Source organism: Burkholderia sp. LA-2-3-30-S1-D2, assembly GCF_001523915.2.
In the GTDB taxonomy this organism is placed as follows: Bacteria; Pseudomonadota; Gammaproteobacteria; order Burkholderiales; family Burkholderiaceae; genus Burkholderia; species Burkholderia diffusa.
On the sequence record NZ_CP013384.1, the window covers coordinates 804,238 to 821,223 of the forward strand.

Here is a 16,986-nt window from a genome sequence, read left to right on the forward strand (position 1 = left end):
GGGGGGCGACGCTGTCCGAAATACTGGTGTCCTCGAACCCACGCGACCCGGAGGCGGCCATGCGAGAACTGCGACTCTACGAGATGGACGGCGACGAGCCGGCCGGGCGGTGGCGCATCGTCGATCGCACCGCGCTGCAGGTCGCGGACGGCGACCTGTGGGTGACGATCGAGGGCCGGCCCGACGATCACTGGCTGCGCGCCGGCGAGACGCTGGCGCTGCTGCCCGGTATGCGCGTATGGATCAGCGCGGCGGCGGGCGGTGCGGTGTTCGCGTTCGGCCCGAAGGCGGCGCCGGACCTGCAGGCCGCGCCGATCGCGTGGCGACGGTTCGCCGCATGGCGCGGCGGCCGTGGTCAGGCAGCCGCGTCGCTGCCGACGTAGCGCGCGCGGGGCCGGATCAGCTTGCCGTCCGCATATTGTTCGAGCGCGTGTGCGATCCAGCCCGCGGTGCGGCCGGCCGCGAACAGCGTGAACGCGGCGCCCTCGGGTAGCGCAAGCGAGCGTTCCAGCACCGCGAGCGCGAAATCGATCGCCGGTCGCAGGCCGGTCGCCGCCTCGACGCGCGCGGCGAGCCCACGGGCCATGCGTAGCGGCGTCCGGTCGGGCAGCATCGCGTGCAGCGCGTCGAGCAACGCGCGGGCGCGCGGATCGCCGTCGGGATAGAGCGGGTGCGCGAAACCGGACAGCGCGGTGCGCGCACCGTCTGCCCGTTCGTCGTGCGCGACGCGCAGCGCGAGGTAGCGGTCGAGGTCGGCGGCACGCGCCGCTTCGTCGAGCAGCGCGCCCGCGCGGAACGTCTCGCCGCCGTGGCGCGGGCCCGACAGCGCTGCGAGCCCGCCCGCGATCGCACCGAACAGGTGGGTGCCGGTCGACGCGATGCAGCGCACCGCAAAGGTCGACGGGTTCAGTTCATGATCGGCGCACAGCACGAGGGCGCGGCGCAGCAGGTCGGCTTCGTCGCGTCGCCGGAGCCGCCATGCTGCGGCGAGCTGCCGATGCACGGGCGCGTCGCTCGGCGCGATGCCGGCCAGCGCGGCCGTCGTCACGCGCAGCAGCAGCGTGGCCGAGTCGAGCTGCGCGTCGCGCCCTTGCGCCCACAGGCGCGGCAGCGAGGCGGCTGCGGCGGGGAGCAGCACCAGCGTGCGCTCGAGCGGCGCGAGATGTGCCCAGCGGCGAGCCCAGTCGTCCCACTGCGTGGCGTCGAAACCGGTCGACGCAAGCGATGCCGCGCCGAGCCGCGCGGGCGGACAATCCCACAGTCGTGCGGCCGTTTCCTCGAGTGTCGCGTCGTTCGCGAGCGCGATCGCATCGGCGCCGCGATAGTGCAGGCGGCCGCCGGCGATCTGCGTGATCCGTGATTCGAGCACGGGCACGCCCCAGTCGAGCGAGCGTTCGGCGACGCCGCCCGCGCGTTTTGCATCGGCGCGGCGGCGCGCGAGCAGGCGCACCTCGTCCGCGTCGTAGCGGCGGCGCTTGCTCGCGCCGTCCGGCAGCGAGCGCAGCAGGCCGCGGCTCACATACGCGTAAAGGGTGCTCACGCTGACACCAAGGATGCCGGCGGCTTCCGGCGCGCTGAGGGACGTCATGCCGATCGCTCCTGTCGGGGCGCATGTAGCGCGGCCCGGCTACAACTATTCGTTATGTATTGATTCGCGCAATCAAGATTGATCGCGCCCGTCGCGAATTCTAGACTCGAATCCGTCTCCTCAACGGCTCGCTTTCACCATGACACCCGAACTCGCATTGTCCCGCTTGTGGCAACTTGCACGCGGCGAACCCGGCGCGCTGGCCCGCGCGGCCGTGACGGGGCAGGACCCCACGCTGCCGTCGACGTTCCACGTCGGCACGCTCGCCGCGGCGACGATCGCGGCAGCCGGGCTCGCGGCGGCGGAATGCCACCGGCTGCGCACGGGCGTGGCGCAGCGCGTCGACGTGTCGATGCGCGACGCGCTCGTCGCATTTCGCAGCGAACGCTACCTGCGCGTGGACGACGGTCTGCCGCCCGAGCCGCGCCATCCGGTAACGGGTTTCTACGACACGCGCGACGGACGCTGGATCCAGCTGCATGCGAACTTTCCGCATCACCTGCACGGGATTCTCGACGTGCTCGGCTGCGGCCCGCAGCGTGACGACGTTGCGGCGGCGATCCGCACGTGGGACGGCGCGGCGCTGGATACCGCGCTGGCCGAGGCCGGCCTGTGCGCGGCATTGATCAGAACCCCTGACGAATGGGCGTCGCACGACCAGGCATGCGCACTCGCGTCGCTGCCGTTGTTCGAGATCGAGCGGATCGGCGACGCGCCCGTCGAGGCGATCGGCCGCGGCGAGCCCGACCAGCCGCTCGCGGGCGTGCGCGTGCTCGATCTCACGCGCATCATCGCGGGGCCGGTCGCGGGCCGCACGCTGGCATCGCACGGTGCACAGACGCTGCTCGTCAACGGTCCGCACCTGCCGAACATCGCATCGCTCGTGATCGACAACGGGCGCGGCAAGCGCTCGACGTGGATCGACCTGTGCGAGGCGGCCGGCGTTGCCACGCTGCGCGAGCTTGCACGCGACGCCGATGTATTCCTGCAGGCCTATCGCCCCGGCGCGCTCGCGGCGCGCGGGTTCTCGCCGCAGGCGCTGGCGGAATTGCGGCCCGGCATCGTGTGCGTGTCGGTGTCCGCATACGGGCATGCGGGGCCGTGGTCGATGCGGCGCGGCTTTGACAGCCTCGTGCAGTCGGCGAGCGGTATCGCCTGGCGCGAGCAGCATGCCGCGCACGCGGACGGCCCGCGTCATCTGCCGTGCCAGGCGCTCGATCATGCGACCGGTTATCTCGCGGCGTTCGGCGCGATGATCGCGCTCGCGCGCCGTGCAACGGAAGGGGGGAGCTGGCACGTGCGGCTGTCGCTCGCGCAGACGGGACGCTGGCTGCAATCGTTCGGCACGGTGCCGGACGGCCTGCATGCGCCGGATTTCACGTTCGACGACGTGCGCGACCGGATCGACCGGACCGCTTCGCCGTTCGGCATGATCGATGCCGTGCGTCCGGCCGAACGTCTGTCGACGACCTCGCCGCGATTCACGCGGCCGCCCGTGCCGCTCGGCACGGACGAAGCGCGCTGGCAATGAGCGCCGGCGGCACCGTGCGCATTACTTGCGCAGCTCGACGACGAAGTCGTAGTAGTCGTTGCGGCAGTAGGTATCGGTGAGCTCGATCGCGCGCTGGTCGGCCGTATAGCCGATTCGCGTGATCAGCAGCAGCGCGTCGTGCGGCGCGATGCCCATCTGCTGCGCGATCTCGTCGGTCGCGTTGACCGCGCGGAAATGCTGCAGCGCGCGCACGATGGGCGTGCCGCGTGCTTCGAGATAGCTGTACAGCGAACCGCCGATCGCCTGCGGATCGGGAATCAGCGTGGCGGGGAACGTCGAGTTCTCGACGGCCATCACGATGCCGTCGGCGAGGCGCAGGCGTTTCAGCCGTGTAACCGATGCGGCCGGCGACAGGCCGAGCTGGATGACTTCGTCCCGGTTCGCCGGCTGAATCTCGCGTTCGAGCCACTGCGAGCTCGGCTTGAAGCCACGGCGCTCGAGCATCTCGCTGAAGCTCGACAGCCGCGACAGCGGATCCTCGTAGCGCGGCTGGATGAAGTTGCCGGCGCCTTGCGTGCGGCGGATCAAGCCCTGCTCGACGAGCAGCGCGATCGCCTTGCGCGCGGTGATGCGCGACACGCCGAGCGCTTCGGACAGCACGCGTTCGGACGGCAGCGCCTCGCCGGCCGCCCAGCGATTGTCGTGGATCGCGTCGCCGAGCTTGCGGGCGAGCTGCAGGTAGAGCGGCGTATCGTTCTCGGGGTCGGGGCGCAGGTCTTGCCAGCGGTCGTCCGTGGGTGCCTTCATGGAATGGGTATCGATCAGATTGCCGGCCATTCTAAGTCATCATGCGGCGCCGTTATATCCGGTTTTTGCCGTGCAGCAGGTGGACGCCGCGCCGATTGACTACACTGATGCGTCGTATTCGATGCTACGGCCGCGGGTGCGCGGCCACCAATCCGCAGCGAGGAGCGCATGACAGACACGATCGCCACGGTCGTCCTGCCGGACGGCGAGACGATTCCGAAGCTCGGCCTGGGCACTTGGGAAATGGGCGAGCGGCCCGCGCGTCGCGCGGACGAGATCGCCGCATTGCGTGAGGGTATCGCGCTCGGGATGACGCTGGTCGACACCGCCGAGATGTACGGGGACGGCGCGACCGAGGCGCTCGTCGGCGAGGCGCTGACCGGACTGCGCGACGGCGTGTTCCTTGTCAGCAAGGTGTATCCGCATCATGCGAGCAGGCGTGGCGTCGTCGCCGCGTGCGACGCGAGCCTCAAGCGTTTGCGTACCGACCGTCTCGACCTGTACCTGCTGCACTGGCGTGGTTCGGTGCCGCTCGAGGAGACGGTCGAGGGATTCGAGGCGCTGCGGCGCGCGGGCAAGATCCGCCATTGGGGTGTCAGCAACTTCGACACGGCCGACATGGCGGAACTCGTCGACGAGGCGGGCGGCAGCGCGTGCGCGACCAACCAGATCCTCTACAACATCGCGCGGCGCGGCCCGGAATTCGACCTGCTGCCATGGCTCGCCAAGCACCGGATGCCGGCGATGGCCTACAGCCCGGTCGATCACGGGCGGCTGCCGAAGCGTTCGCCGCTCGACGAGATCGCGCGGCAACGCGGTGTATCGGTGATGCGCGTCGCGCTTGCCTGGGTGCTCTCTCGGCCGGGTGTGTTCGCGATCCCGAAGGCGTCGCGGATCGAACACGTCCGCGACAATCGCGCGGCGCTCGATCTCGAGTTGAGCGATGACGAGCGCGCGCAACTCGACGGCTACTTCCGTCCGCCGCGCAGCAAGCGCGCGCTCGAAATGCTCTGACCTTGCCGGGTCAGGCGATGCATCGGTCAGTGGCCATGGCCACCGGCCGATCCACCGTTGCCGCCATTGCCGTTTCCGTTGCCGACACCGTTGCCGACACCGTTGGCACCGCCGTTGCCGGCGCCACCACTCCCGTTGCCATTGCCGTTGCCGCCGCCATTGCCGTGGCCACCGTTGCCACCGCTGCCGCCGTTGCCACCGCCGCCGTTACCGCCGCCGTTACCGCCGCCATTGCCGCCGCCATTGCCACCGCCGTTACCGTGACCGCCGTTGCCGTTGCCGCCGCCGCCGCCGTTGCCGCCGCCATTGCCACCGCCGTTACCGTGACCGCCATTGCCACCGCCATTGCCACCGCCGTTACCGTGACCGCCGTTACCGTGACCGCCGTTGCCGCCGCCGCCGCCGCCGCCGCCATTGCCACCGCCGTTACCGTGACCGCCATTGCCACCGCCGTTACCGTGACCGCCATTGCCACCGCCGTTACCGTGACCGCCGTTACCGTGACCGCCGTTGCCGCCGCCGTTGCCGCCGCCGTTGCCGCCGCCGTTGCCGCCGCCGTTGCCGCCGCCGTTGCCGCCGCCGTTGCCGCCGCCGTTGCCGCCGCCGTTGCCGCCGCCATTGCCACCGCCATTGCCGCCGCCATTGCCGCCGCCATTGCCACCGCCATTGCCACCGCCGTTGCCACCGCCGTTGCCGCCACCGTTACCGTGACCGCCATTGCCACCGCCGTTGCCGCCACCGTTACCGTGACCGCCGTTGCCGCCGCCGTTGCCGCCGCCATTGCCACCGCCATTGCCACCGCCGTTGCCGCCACCGTTACCATTACCGTGACCGCCGTTGCCGCCGCCGTTACCGCCGCCGTTACCGCCGCCGTTACCGCCGCCGTTACCGCCGCCGTTACCGCCGCCGTTACCGCCGCCGTTGCCGCCGCCGTTGCCACCGCCGTTGCCACCGCCGCCGTGGCCACCATGACCACCCGAGGTACCGCCACCCGAGGTACCGCCACCCGAGGTACCGCCACCCGAGGTACCGCCACCCGAGGTGCCGCCACCCGAAGTACCACCACCGGTACCCTCGTTGCCTGATGCACCGCCGCTACGACCTGTTCCGCTCGTACCACCGGATGTCGCCCCGGTCGATCCACCGACGCCAGCAGGCCCGACGGTGCCGCTTCCACCGCTTCCACCATTGCCGCTGCTACCTGGGCTGCTACCGCCAGAGGTGCTTCCGGCGCCGCTGCCCACAGCGCCTCGGCCGGCATATATGTGGACCGCGCAAGCAGCCGGACTGGCGGCACAGGACGCCGTGTCGTCGGCGAGCATCATGACGGGGTCTGCGCTGGCGGTCGGGTCGGACGCGACGTCGGGCATCGAATCCTGGGCAATCGCGTAAGAACAGCAGCATGCAAACGCGGCTGCGGCCAGCAGGGTCGTGCGATAGCACCATCCCGCCGTACGGGACAGTTGATTCGTTCTGCTCATTATTGATCTCCCCGATGCGCGCGATGCCTCGTCACGCGCGACCATCAACGTGTGATGCAGGGGACCAGCAACGATGCATTGTCGTATCGGCGGCCGATGCGTGTCGGACCGGCGTCAGAAGCCAGCCGGGAACACGAATCGGCACGCGGGCCCGCCGTGCGAATCCCTAACTGCGAGATTCGTGCCACCGACCGGCCGTGCCCGTGGCGCGAGGCGCGCACGTATCGCGCGACAGCGTGTGATACGCCGTCGTGAGCGTTTTGTTTCCGAAATGAAACGTCTGACTACGCCTATCGCGCCGTCGTGTCGGCAGCACGCGGCCAGCGATGGCAAAGGATCGACGCGATCCAGGCGACGAGAAACAGCGCGACGATGCCGTAACCGATCGCGCCGAAGCGCGCGCCAAGTGCGTCGAGCGCCTCGCGGACCGGGCCCGTCAGCGACAGCTTGTCGGCGAGCAGGCCTGCGGCCTCGATCCCGCCGACCGCCAGTGCGACGGCCGCCGAGAGCAGCGTGATGCTCGCGTTATAGAGCAGCTTGCGCCGCGGGTCGTCCATCGCCCAGCCGTACGCATGAATCATCAGCACGTTATCGGTAGAGTCGATCAGCGTCATGCCGGCCGCGAACAGCGCGGGAAACAGCATGACCGAATGGATCGGTAGCGCGTGGCTTGCCTGCGCGGCAGTGATCGCGAGCAACGCGATTTCTGTTGCAGTATCGAAACCCAGGCCGAACAGCACGCCGACCGGATACATGTGCCAGCTTTTCGACACGAACCGGAACAGCGGGCGCAGCAGCCGCGACACGAGGCCGCCCGCGCGATGCGCGTGCGCGGCACCGTGAGCCGCGTCCGGCGCGCCGCGATAGCGCCGCCACACGTCGCGCAGGATCACGAGGTTCATGCACGCGAGCACGAGCAGGAAGGTTGCTGATACCGCCGTGCCGATCGTGCCTCCGATTTCGCGGAATGCGTCGAAGCGGTCGCGCAGCGCGAACGCGCTCAGCGCGATGCCGAGCGTCGCGACGACCACGATCGTCGAGTGGCCGAGCGAGAAGAACAGGCCGACCGTCACCGGACGCTGGCCGTCCTGCATCAGCTTGCGCGTCGCGACGTCGATCGCGGCGATGTGATCGGCGTCGACCGCATGACGCAGCCCGAGCCCGTACGCGATCGCCGCGGTGCCGAGCAGCAGCGGACGGTCGTGCAGCACCGCGAGCGCCCACAGCCAGACGGCGACGTTCGCGGCGATCAGGCCGGCATACAGCATCAACAGGCGGCGCAGGGCAGGGGTGGGCGGCATCGGGGTGGTTCCATCGGACGAATCGCGATGTATTGTGGCATGCGCAAAAATGGCCTGGCGTGCCGATCAAAAGCGGCGTCGGGGCGTCGGCCATCCGCCGTGCTGCGCTGGACGGATGAAAAAAAGCCCGTCCGGAACCGGACGGGCCTGAGGTCTGCGCGCAGCTGGGCGCGCACCCCGCGCTTACTTCACTTTCGCGTTGATCACGCCTTCCGACACGTTCGCCGGCGTTTCAGCGTAATGCTTGAACTCCATCGTGTACGTCGCACGACCTTGCGTCGCCGAGCGCAGCGACGTCGAATAGCCGAACATCTCGGCGAGCGGCACTTCGGCGCGCACCAGCTTGCCGCCGCCGCCCGCGATGTCCTCCATCCCCTGCACGATGCCGCGCCGGCTCGACAGGTCGCCCATCACGTTGCCCATGAAATCCTCCGGCGTCTCGACCTCGACCGCCATCATCGGCTCGAGCAGCACCGGCTTCGCGCGACGCATCGCTTCCTTGAACGCCATCGAACCGGCCATCCGGAACGCGTTTTCGTTCGAGTCGACGTCGTGGTACGAGCCGAACGTCAGGTGCACCTTCACGTCGACGACCGGGTAGCCCGCGAGCACGCCGCTCTTGAGCGTTTCGATGATGCCCTTGTCCACGGCCGGGATGAATTCGCGCGGAATCACGCCGCCCTTGATCTCGTCGAGGAACTCGTAGCCCTTGCCGGGGTTCGGCTCCAGCGTGATCACCGCATGCCCGTACTGGCCGCGCCCGCCCGACTGCTTGACGAACTTGCCTTCGACATCGGAAGCCGTCGTGCGCACCGTTTCGCGATACGCGACCTGCGGCTTGCCGACCGTCGCCTCGACGCCGAACTCGCGCTTCATCCGGTCGACCAGGATTTCGAGGTGCAGCTCACCCATCCCCGAGATGATCGTCTGGCCGGATTCCTCGTCGGTCTGCACGCGGAACGACGGATCTTCCTGCGCGAGACGGTTCAGCGCGAGGCCCATCTTTTCCTGGTCGGCCTTCGTCTTCGGCTCGACGGCCTGCGAGATCACCGGCTCCGGGAATTCCATCTTCTCGAGGATGATCGGCTTGGCCGGATCGCACAGCGTGTCGCCCGTCGTCGCTTCCTTCAGGCCGACCGCCGCCGCGATGTCGCCCGCGCGCACTTCCTTGATTTCCTTGCGCTCGTTCGCGTGCATCTGCAGGATCCGGCCGAGCCGCTCCTTCTTGTCCTTCGTCGCGTTCAGCACCGTGTCGCCCGATTCGACGACGCCCGAATACACACGGAAGAAGATCAACTGGCCGACGAACGGGTCGGTCATGATCTTGAACGCGAGCGACGAGAACGGCTCGTCGTCGCTCGGGTGACGTTCCGCCGGCTTCTCGGGATCGTGGAAGTCGTGACCGAGGATCGCGGGCACGTCGACCGGCGACGGCAGGTAGTCGATCACCGCATCGAGCATCGCCTGCACGCCCTTGTTCTTGAACGCGCTGCCGCACAGCATCGGCACGATCTCGTTCGCGATCGTGCGCTGGCGCAGCGCGGCCTTGATCTCATCCTCGGTCAGCGATTTATGGTCGTGCAGGTACTTCTCGAGCAGTTCCTCGCTGGCTTCCGCGGCGGCTTCGACCATCTTCTCGCGCCATTCGTGCGCGAGCTCGACGAGATTCGCCGGGATCTCCTCGTACGTGAACTTCACGCCCTGGCTTTCGTCGTCCCATACGATCGCCTTCATCTTCACGAGATCGACGACACCCTGGAAATGATCTTCCGCGCCGATCGGAATCTGGATCGGCACGGCGACGCCCTTCAGGCGCTCGCCGATCTGGCGCTGCACGCGGAAGAAGTCCGCGCCGACGCGGTCCATCTTGTTGACGAACGCGATGCGCGGCACCTTGTACTTGTTCGCCTGGCGCCACACGGTTTCGGATTGCGGCTGCACGCCGCCGACCGAGTCGTAGACCATGCACGCACCGTCGAGCACGCGCATCGAGCGCTCGACCTCGATCGTGAAGTCGACGTGCCCGGGGGTGTCGATGATGTTGATCCGGTGCTCCGGATAGTTGCCGGCCATGCCCTTCCAGAAGGCCGTGGTCGCGGCCGACGTGATCGTGATGCCGCGTTCCTGCTCCTGCTCCATCCAGTCCATCGTGGCCGCGCCGTCGTGCACTTCGCCGATCTTGTGGCTCACGCCGGTGTAAAACAGGATGCGCTCGGTCGTCGTGGTCTTGCCGGCATCGATGTGAGCGCTGATCCCGATATTGCGATAGCGCTCGATGGGGGTTTTGCGGGGCACGTGAACCTCCTGGTGGTTCGGATCGTAAGCGGGCCGGCTGCACCGGCCCGGGCTGAAACAAGCGAGATTTAAAGCATAGCGCTTGTCCGAGGCTTTTGCAGATGCGGGCAGCATTGGCCGAATCAAGGCGCGCGTCGCCAGCGGCCGGCGAAAAAAAACCGGCGCCCAACAACGAATGATGGGCGGCCGGCTTCGGTCGACGTGCGGCGGCGCCGCGGCAATGGCCGTTACTGGGCCTTGGGCAGGCCTTCGAGCTTCATGCCCGGCTTGATGCCCTTCGCCGCGAACCAGCCCTTGCTCATTTCGAGCGCATAGACGCCGTTGTTGCGCGGGCAGTGGTTGTCGGTCGTCTCGGCCTTCATTTCGTCGATGTCGGTGATCGTGCCGTCCGCGCGGATGAACGCGATCGACAGCGGGATCAGCGTGTTCTTCATCCAGAAGCAGTGCACGGCGTTCTCGTTGAACACGAACAGCATGCCTTCGTTCGGTGCGAGCTGCGACCGGTACATCAGCCCCTGTTCGCGGTCGGCGTCGTTCGCGGCGACGGCCGCGTCGATCACGTACATGCCGGCGCGCAGCTTCGCGCGCGGGAACTCGCTCGGCTGCTTGGCGCCGGGCGGCATCTGCGCGTGGGCGGTCTGCATGCCGAGCGCGAGGACGGCGAGCGCGGCGGGAAACACGGCGGCGCGCGCAAGGCGGCCGAGCGACGAGCGCAGGGAGAATCGCACAGCAGGGCTCCTATCGGGAAAACGAGACCCGCATGGTACGCGAAGCGCGCCGGCGGGCACAAAAAAGAAAAAGGCAGATCGCCTCGCGGTGATCTGCCTTTCAACGCCGTAAGAACGGCAAGACTGCGTGTTCTTGACTGCGTTATTACAGCTTGCTTAGTTCGAAGCAGCTGCCGGTGCTTCGGCTTCGCTAGCTGCCTTCTTAGCTGCGTGGTGCTTCTTCTTTGCGTGGTGCTTCTTGGCAGCGTGCTTTGCCGGTGCCGAAGCAGCTGCCGGGGCAGCAGCCGAAGCAGCTTCCGGAGCCGAAGCTTGTGCGAAAGCAGCCGTTGCGAAGAGGCCAGCGACCAGAGCGGCGATCAGTTTGTTCATGTTGTGTTCCTCAGCTTTAGTTAATTAACCAAATGACCCGGCAATAGGAGTCATGTCGTCTAACGGTGCCATCCACCTTTCGGTTGACAGACGCTTCGAGAAATTTCTCATTGCGCTGCGGGCGCCGAATCGTATTCGATAAAAACGTCGCTTTCGTGACGCAAACACGGGTTCGGCTGCCAATGCCGGATAGCTAAGGTTGGCATCTGCGTGGTTTAACGCGCGATCTTCGCAGGCGGTTGACGAAAAAGATGACGAAAAATTCGCGCGTCCGGAATGTGTCATTCGGCGCGTGCGAAACCGTCCCACGGGGCACGCGGTGGGAGCGCGATTGTTTCGCCCGGTGCAATGCCGAGCGCGAATATGTCGAGCGCGCCGATGCCGACGCGCACGAGACGCAACGTCGGGAAGCCGATAGCGGCAGTCATCCGCCGCACCTGCCGATTCTTGCCTTCGGTGATCGCAAGTTCGATCCACGTGGTCGGGATCGCGGCGCGATAGCGGATCGGCGGATTGCGCGGCCACAGCGTGTCCGGCGGTTCGATGAATTCGGCGCGGCACGGGCGCGTCACGTAGTCGCCGAGATCGACGCCGCGCGCGAGCGCCTTCAGGTCGGCCGGGCCCGGCGCACCGTCGACCTGCGCCCAGTAACGCTTGACGAGCTTGTGGCGTGGTTCGGCGATGCGCGCCTGCAGCGCGCCGTCGTCGGTGAGCAGCAGCAGGCCCTCGCTGTCCGCGTCGAGCCGGCCGGCCGGGTAGACGCCGGGTGCTTTTACCCAGTCGCCGAGCGACGGCCGCGTCTCGTGCGCGGAGAACTGGCAAATCGTGCCGAACGGCTTGTTGAGGGCGATCAGGGTCATGGCGGGCGTCCGCCCGGCGTGCCGCGGCGGAAGCGGGACGGGCGGTCTATGGCAAATGGCGGAATCTTAATGCATAATACGGAACGGCAAGTCCTCTGTCTTATATAAGACATAAGGGAAGACTTGATACGCAGCGTCGCGCTTCGTGCCGCCGGCCCCGGTTGGGGCGCTAGAATAGCGCTCGCTGTTGCCGTCACGAGGGTGGCAGGGCCACCTCGCCGCGCGCGCAGTTTCGACCAGCATCACCTGCTCAGCCACGTCACTGGAGTCGATCATGCCGTATCAGCACATCAAGGTTCCGGAGGGCGGTGACAAGATCACCGTCAACAAGGACTTCTCGCTCAATGTTTCCGATCAGCCGATCATTCCCTATATCGAAGGCGACGGTACGGGCTTCGATATCACGCCGGTGATGATCAAGGTCGTCAATGCGGCGATCGCGCATGCCTACAAGAGCAAGCGCAAGATCCACTGGATGGAGATCTTCGCGGGCGAGAAGGCGACGAAGGTGTACGGTCCGGACGTGTGGCTGCCGGACGAAACGCTGCAGGTGCTGAAGGAATACGTGGTGTCGATCAAGGGGCCGCTGACGACCCCGGTCGGCGGCGGCATCCGTTCGCTGAACGTCGCGCTGCGCCAGGAACTCGACCTCTACGTGTGCCTGCGCCCGGTCCAGTATTTCAAGGGCGTGCCGTCGCCGGTGCGCGAGCCGCAAAAGATCGACATGGTGATCTTCCGCGAGAACTCGGAAGACATCTACGCGGGCATCGAATGGGCCGCGGGCTCCGAGCAGGCGAAGAAGGTCATCAAGTTCCTGCAGGAAGAAATGGGCGTGAAGAAGATCCGCTTCCCGGAAACCTCGGGGATCGGCGTCAAGCCCGTGTCGACCGAAGGCACCGAGCGTCTCGTGCGCAAGGCGATCCAGTATGCGATCGACAACGATCGCAAGTCGGTCACGCTGGTGCACAAGGGCAACATCATGAAGTTCACGGAAGGCTTGTTCCGTGACGCCGGCTATGCGCTCGCGCAGAAGGAGTTCGGCGGCGAGCTGATCGACGGCGGCCCGTGGATGCGCGTGAAGAATCCGAAGACGGGCAACGAGATCGTCATCAAGGATTCGATCGCCGACGCGTTCCTGCAGCAGATCCTGCTGCGTCCGGCCGAATACGACGTGATCGCGACGCTGAACCTGAACGGCGACTACATCTCCGACGCGCTGGCCGCTCAGGTCGGCGGCATCGGGATCGCGCCGGGCGCGAACCTGTCTGATTCGGTCGCGATGTTCGAGGCGACCCACGGCACGGCGCCGAAGTACGCGGGCAAGGATTACGTGAACCCCGGTTCCGAGATCCTGTCGGCGGAAATGATGCTGCGCCACCTCGGCTGGACGGAAGCGGCCGACACGATCATCGCCGCGATGGAGAAGTCGATCCTGCAGAAGCGCGTCACGTACGACTTCGCGCGCCTGATGGAAGGCGCGACGCAGGTGTCGTGCTCCGGCTTCGGCGAAGTGCTGATCGAGAACATGTAAGTCCCCTTCCGGGGCAGGCCGGCGGACCGCCGGCAGCCCCGGCGCCTACTGCCGGCGCCGGGGCGTTTCATGAACGGCAGGTTTGTTGGCAGGGCGGTCCGGCATGCGGGCCGCGGCACCGCGATGCGGCCCGCATGCCCTGCAAGGTAGAACATGACGGCCCTCGCAACACCACCGCCCGGCTAGCCGGCACGCCCCTTTCGCGATCGACCCGGTCGCTCCCCGCCGATTACCGTCGGCGCCCCTCAGTCCCAAATTTTCACGTAGCAACGCATCGACCATGTCCACTTCGCCCAAGATCATCTACACCCTCACCGACGAAGCGCCGGCGCTCGCGACCTATTCGCTGCTGCCGATCGTCAAGGCCTTCACGCGCTCGTCGGGCGTCGCCGTCGAAACGCGCGACATCTCGCTCGCCGGTCGCATCATCGCGGCATTCGCCGACGTCCTGCCGCCGGAGCAGAAGGGTTCCGACGATCTGGCCGAACTGGGCCAGCTCACGCTGAAGCCGGAAGCGAACATCATCAAGCTGCCGAACATCAGCGCATCGGTGCCGCAGCTCAAGGCCGCGATCGCCGAACTGCAGGCGCAGGGCTACAAGCTGCCGGCGTACCCGGAAGAGCCGTCGACCGACGAAGAGAAGGCCGTCAAGGCCCGCTACGACAAGATCAAGGGCAGCGCGGTGAACCCGGTGCTGCGCGAAGGCAACTCCGACCGTCGCGCGCCGCTGTCGGTCAAGAACTACGCACGCAAGCACCCGCACAAGATGGGCGCATGGAAGGCCACGTCGAAGGCGCACGTCGCGCACATGAGCGAAGGCGACTTCTACGGCAGCGAGAAGTCGGCGCTGATCGCCGATGCCGGCAGCGTGAAGATCGAACTCACGACGGCCGACGGCGTGAAGAAGGTGCTGAAGGAAAAGACGGTCGTGAAGGCCGGTGAAGTCATCGATGCATCGGTGATGAGCCGCAAGGCGCTGCGCAGCTTCATCGAAGCGCAGATCGCCGACGCGAAGGCGCAGGACGTGCTGTTTTCGGTGCACCTGAAGGCGACCATGATGAAGGTCTCGGACCCGGTCCTGTTCGGTCACTTCGTGTCGGTGTTCTACCGCGACGTGCTCGCGAAGCACGCGGAGGTGCTGGCGCAGGTCGGCTTCAACCCGAACAACGGCATCGGCGACCTGTACGCGCGCCTGAAGGACCTGCCGGCCGACACGCGCGAAGCGATCGAAGCCGACGTCAAGGCCGAATACGCAGTGCGTCCGCGCCTCGCGATGGTCAACTCGGACAAGGGCATCACGAACCTGCACGTGCCGAGCGACGTGATCGTCGATGCATCGATGCCGGCGATGATCCGCGAGTCGGGCTGCATGTGGGGCCCGGACGGCGAACTGTACGACGCGAAGGCCGTGATTCCGGACCGCTGCTACGCGGGTGTCTATCAGGCCGTGATCGAGGACTGCAAGCAGCACGGCGCATTCGACCCGGTCACGATGGGCAGCGTGCCGAACGTCGGCCTGATGGCGCAGGCGGCCGAGGAATACGGTTCGCATGACAAGACGTTCCAGATCCCGGCCGACGGCGTCGTGCGCGTCACGGACGAAGCCGGCAACGTGCTGCTCGAGCACGCGGTCGAGTCGGGCGACATCTGGCGCATGTGCCAGACGAAGGACGCTCCGGTGCAGGACTGGGTCAAGCTCGCGGTGAACCGCGCCCGCGCGACCGGCGTGCCGGCCGTATTCTGGCTCGATCCGGCACGTGCGCACGACGCGCAGATCATCGCGAAGGTCGAACGCTACCTGAAGGATCACGACACGAACGGCCTCGACATCCGCATCATGACGCCGGAAGACGCGACGCGTTTCTCGCTCGAGCGCATCCGCGCGGGCAAGGACACGATCTCGGTCACGGGCAACGTGCTGCGCGACTACCTGACCGACCTGTTCCCGATCATGGAACTCGGCACCAGCGCGAAGATGCTGTCCATCGTGCCGTTGATGGCCGGCGGCGGGATGTTCGAAACGGGCGCGGGCGGCTCGGCACCGAAGCACGTGCAGCAGTTCGTCGAGGAAGGCTTCCTGCGCTGGGATTCGCTCGGCGAATTCCTCGCGCTGGCCGCGTCGCTCGAACACCTCGGCAACGCGTACCAGAACCCGAAGGCGCTCGTGCTCGCGAAGACGCTCGACCAGGCGACCGGCAAGTTCCTGGACGAGAACAAATCGCCGGCGCGCAAGGTCGGCGGCCTCGACAACCGCGGCAGCCACTTCTATCTGTGCCTTTACTGGGCGCAGGCGCTGGCCGAGCAGACCGAGGATGCCGCGCTGAAGGCGCAGTTCGAAGGCGTCGCGAAGTCGCTGTCCGACAGCGAAGCGCGCATCCTGGAAGAACTGTCGGCCGCGCAGGGCACCGCGCAGGCGATCGGCGGCTACTACCGTCCGAACGTCGAGCTGACGAGCCGGGCGATGCGCCCGAGCGCAACGCTGAACGGCATCGTCGACGCAGTCGCCTGACGCAGGCCGCGCTCCCGCGCGCGCCACGGCAACGGCAGCGGCCGATGCGGCTCGCCGTTCCGCCGAACACGAAAACGCCCCGGTCACCCGGGGCGTTTTTCGTTGCCGGCGTGCCATTCAGACGTGAACGATTTCCCACTCGGCGATTTCGTGCGGCACTTCGAGCGTGGCCGTATCCAGTTCGGACAGTTGCTCGCAGTCGCCGCGGGAGATGTGGTCGGCCGCCACTTCCGGGCACGAGAACGCGCCGAGCAGGGCGTTGCCGAACGTCGCTTCCCAGCCGCCGTTACCCGGCAGGATATAGAACGACCCGAGCGCTGAACCAAAGCGAAATCCCTTCATTTCCGTTCTCCCTTTCTGATCACAAGCGATTCTGTTGTGCCGCCCGCCGGCTCGTCCGGCTGTGGCCCGACTGGCTGCTTGCGCCGGGGTCCATATCGACCGTCGTGGCGAAGCGTCAGTGCATGGAACAAAGTCTACGTCCGGGGCGGCGCCCGATGGTGCGCGTAGAGCGCCTTCTCGAAACAAAAAATCTCTCGCAAAAACAGTGGCTTATTGCGTTCATTTTGGATTGTGGAACGGTTTTTGGCATCGCGAAACAGCGAATTTGTGCCATGCACCACGAATTTTTATAACGCAGTGACTTGTTCCGCATCGTGAAAAATTGGCGGGTTCATGCGTGGGTGGCGCGCGGCATGCCGATCGCGGGATGAGCGGCAGGGGCGAACTGTCTCGACCGGGCGTGGCGAAAGCGGTCGGCGAAGGCCGGCGGTCGGCTCCAATTGCGATGAATGCGGCGAGGTGCCGCAGCACCCGGCGACGCTCGAAAACGCTCGATGATCGCAAGCCGGCCTGTTCGTCCGACCGGCCGCCCTGTGTCGTATCGACGCTCGTCCGCTGCTGCCGTGCCTCAGCCGGGGGCTGCGGTTATGATGACGCGGGCATCAGGATTCGCGTCGCGCACGAGCGCTTCTCCGTGCCCGCCGGCGCGAGTGTCGCGACGGCGGCGCG

Annotated in this window: 14 protein-coding genes; 6 read left to right on the forward strand and 8 right to left on the reverse strand. The window is 67.0% G+C overall.

What is annotated here, in order from left to right:
• Positions 1–59: 59 nt before the first annotated feature.
• Entirely contained in the window at positions 60–383 is a 324-nt protein-coding gene (locus tag WS66_RS16360; protein ID WP_059608009.1) for a DUF2917 domain-containing protein, read from the forward strand.
• On the opposite strand, the gene WS66_RS16365 is transcribed toward WS66_RS16360, so the two are convergent.
• On the reverse strand, positions 356–1,588 hold the full coding sequence (locus tag WS66_RS16365) for a citrate/2-methylcitrate synthase (RefSeq protein ID WP_059608010.1): 1,233 nt from the start codon (positions 1,586–1,588) through the stop codon (positions 356–358). The genes WS66_RS16360 and WS66_RS16365 overlap by 28 nt on opposite strands.
• Before the next feature lie 139 nt (positions 1,589–1,727).
• Here WS66_RS16365 and WS66_RS16370 point away from each other — a divergent pair, with 139 nt between their 5' ends.
• Entirely contained in the window at positions 1,728–3,119 is a 1,392-nt protein-coding gene (locus WS66_RS16370) for a CoA transferase (protein WP_059608011.1), read from the forward strand.
• A gap of 21 nt (positions 3,120–3,140) precedes the next feature.
• Here the strand turns inward: WS66_RS16370 and WS66_RS16375 are convergent, their stop codons facing one another.
• Positions 3,141–3,887 (reverse strand): GntR family transcriptional regulator, encoded by a 747-nt coding sequence (locus tag WS66_RS16375; protein ID WP_059528318.1) that lies wholly within the window; start codon positions 3,885–3,887, stop codon positions 3,141–3,143.
• Positions 3,888–4,055: 168 nt separating this feature from the next.
• Between WS66_RS16375 and WS66_RS16380 the strand changes: the two genes are divergently transcribed.
• Together WS66_RS16380 and WS66_RS34880 are read left to right on the forward strand one after the other, a co-directional pair.
• Entirely contained in the window at positions 4,056–4,901 is an 846-nt protein-coding gene (locus tag WS66_RS16380) for an aldo/keto reductase (RefSeq protein ID WP_059608012.1), read from the forward strand.
• 35 nt (positions 4,902–4,936) lie between these two features.
• On the forward strand, positions 4,937–5,986 hold the full coding sequence (locus WS66_RS34880) for a hypothetical protein (protein WP_179955258.1): 1,050 nt from the start codon (positions 4,937–4,939) through the stop codon (positions 5,984–5,986).
• A 686-nt stretch (positions 5,987–6,672) separates the two neighbouring features.
• Here WS66_RS34880 and WS66_RS16400 read toward each other — a convergent pair.
• From WS66_RS16400 to WS66_RS16420, 5 genes are all read right to left on the reverse strand, one after another.
• On the reverse strand, positions 6,673–7,683 hold the full coding sequence (locus tag WS66_RS16400; protein ID WP_059603987.1) for a HoxN/HupN/NixA family nickel/cobalt transporter: 1,011 nt from the start codon (positions 7,681–7,683) through the stop codon (positions 6,673–6,675).
• A gap of 183 nt (positions 7,684–7,866) precedes the next feature.
• Positions 7,867–9,978: an elongation factor G gene (gene fusA / locus WS66_RS16405; RefSeq protein WP_059603982.1), complete on the reverse strand. Its 2,112-nt coding sequence runs from the start codon at positions 9,976–9,978 to the stop codon at positions 7,867–7,869.
• A 227-nt stretch (positions 9,979–10,205) separates the two neighbouring features.
• Positions 10,206–10,706, reverse strand: a complete 501-nt coding sequence (locus WS66_RS16410) for a DUF192 domain-containing protein (protein WP_059465624.1) — start codon at positions 10,704–10,706, stop codon at positions 10,206–10,208.
• Positions 10,707–10,862: 156 nt separating this feature from the next.
• Positions 10,863–11,075 carry a hypothetical protein gene (locus WS66_RS16415; protein ID WP_072465376.1) on the reverse strand — a complete coding sequence of 71 codons (213 nt, stop codon included), beginning with the start codon at positions 11,073–11,075 and terminating at the stop codon, positions 10,863–10,865.
• Positions 11,076–11,356: 281 nt separating this feature from the next.
• Positions 11,357–11,935, reverse strand: coding sequence for a pseudouridine synthase (locus WS66_RS16420; RefSeq protein ID WP_059527744.1), 579 nt, complete (start codon positions 11,933–11,935; stop codon positions 11,357–11,359).
• Between the two features lie 274 nt (positions 11,936–12,209).
• Between WS66_RS16420 and icd the strand changes: the two genes are divergently transcribed.
• Together icd and WS66_RS16435 are read left to right on the forward strand one after the other, a co-directional pair.
• The gene (gene icd / locus WS66_RS16430) at positions 12,210–13,466 is read left to right on the forward strand and encodes an NADP-dependent isocitrate dehydrogenase (protein WP_059603980.1); all 1,257 of its coding nucleotides are present in this window, start codon (positions 12,210–12,212) and stop codon (positions 13,464–13,466) included.
• Positions 13,467–13,746: 280 nt separating this feature from the next.
• Positions 13,747–15,975, forward strand: coding sequence for an NADP-dependent isocitrate dehydrogenase (locus tag WS66_RS16435; protein ID WP_059603977.1), 2,229 nt, complete (start codon positions 13,747–13,749; stop codon positions 15,973–15,975).
• A 117-nt stretch (positions 15,976–16,092) separates the two neighbouring features.
• Here WS66_RS16435 and WS66_RS16440 read toward each other — a convergent pair whose 3' ends face one another.
• Positions 16,093–16,317, reverse strand: coding sequence for a hypothetical protein (locus WS66_RS16440; RefSeq protein WP_006490888.1), 225 nt, complete (start codon positions 16,315–16,317; stop codon positions 16,093–16,095).
• Positions 16,318–16,986 lie beyond the last annotated feature (669 nt).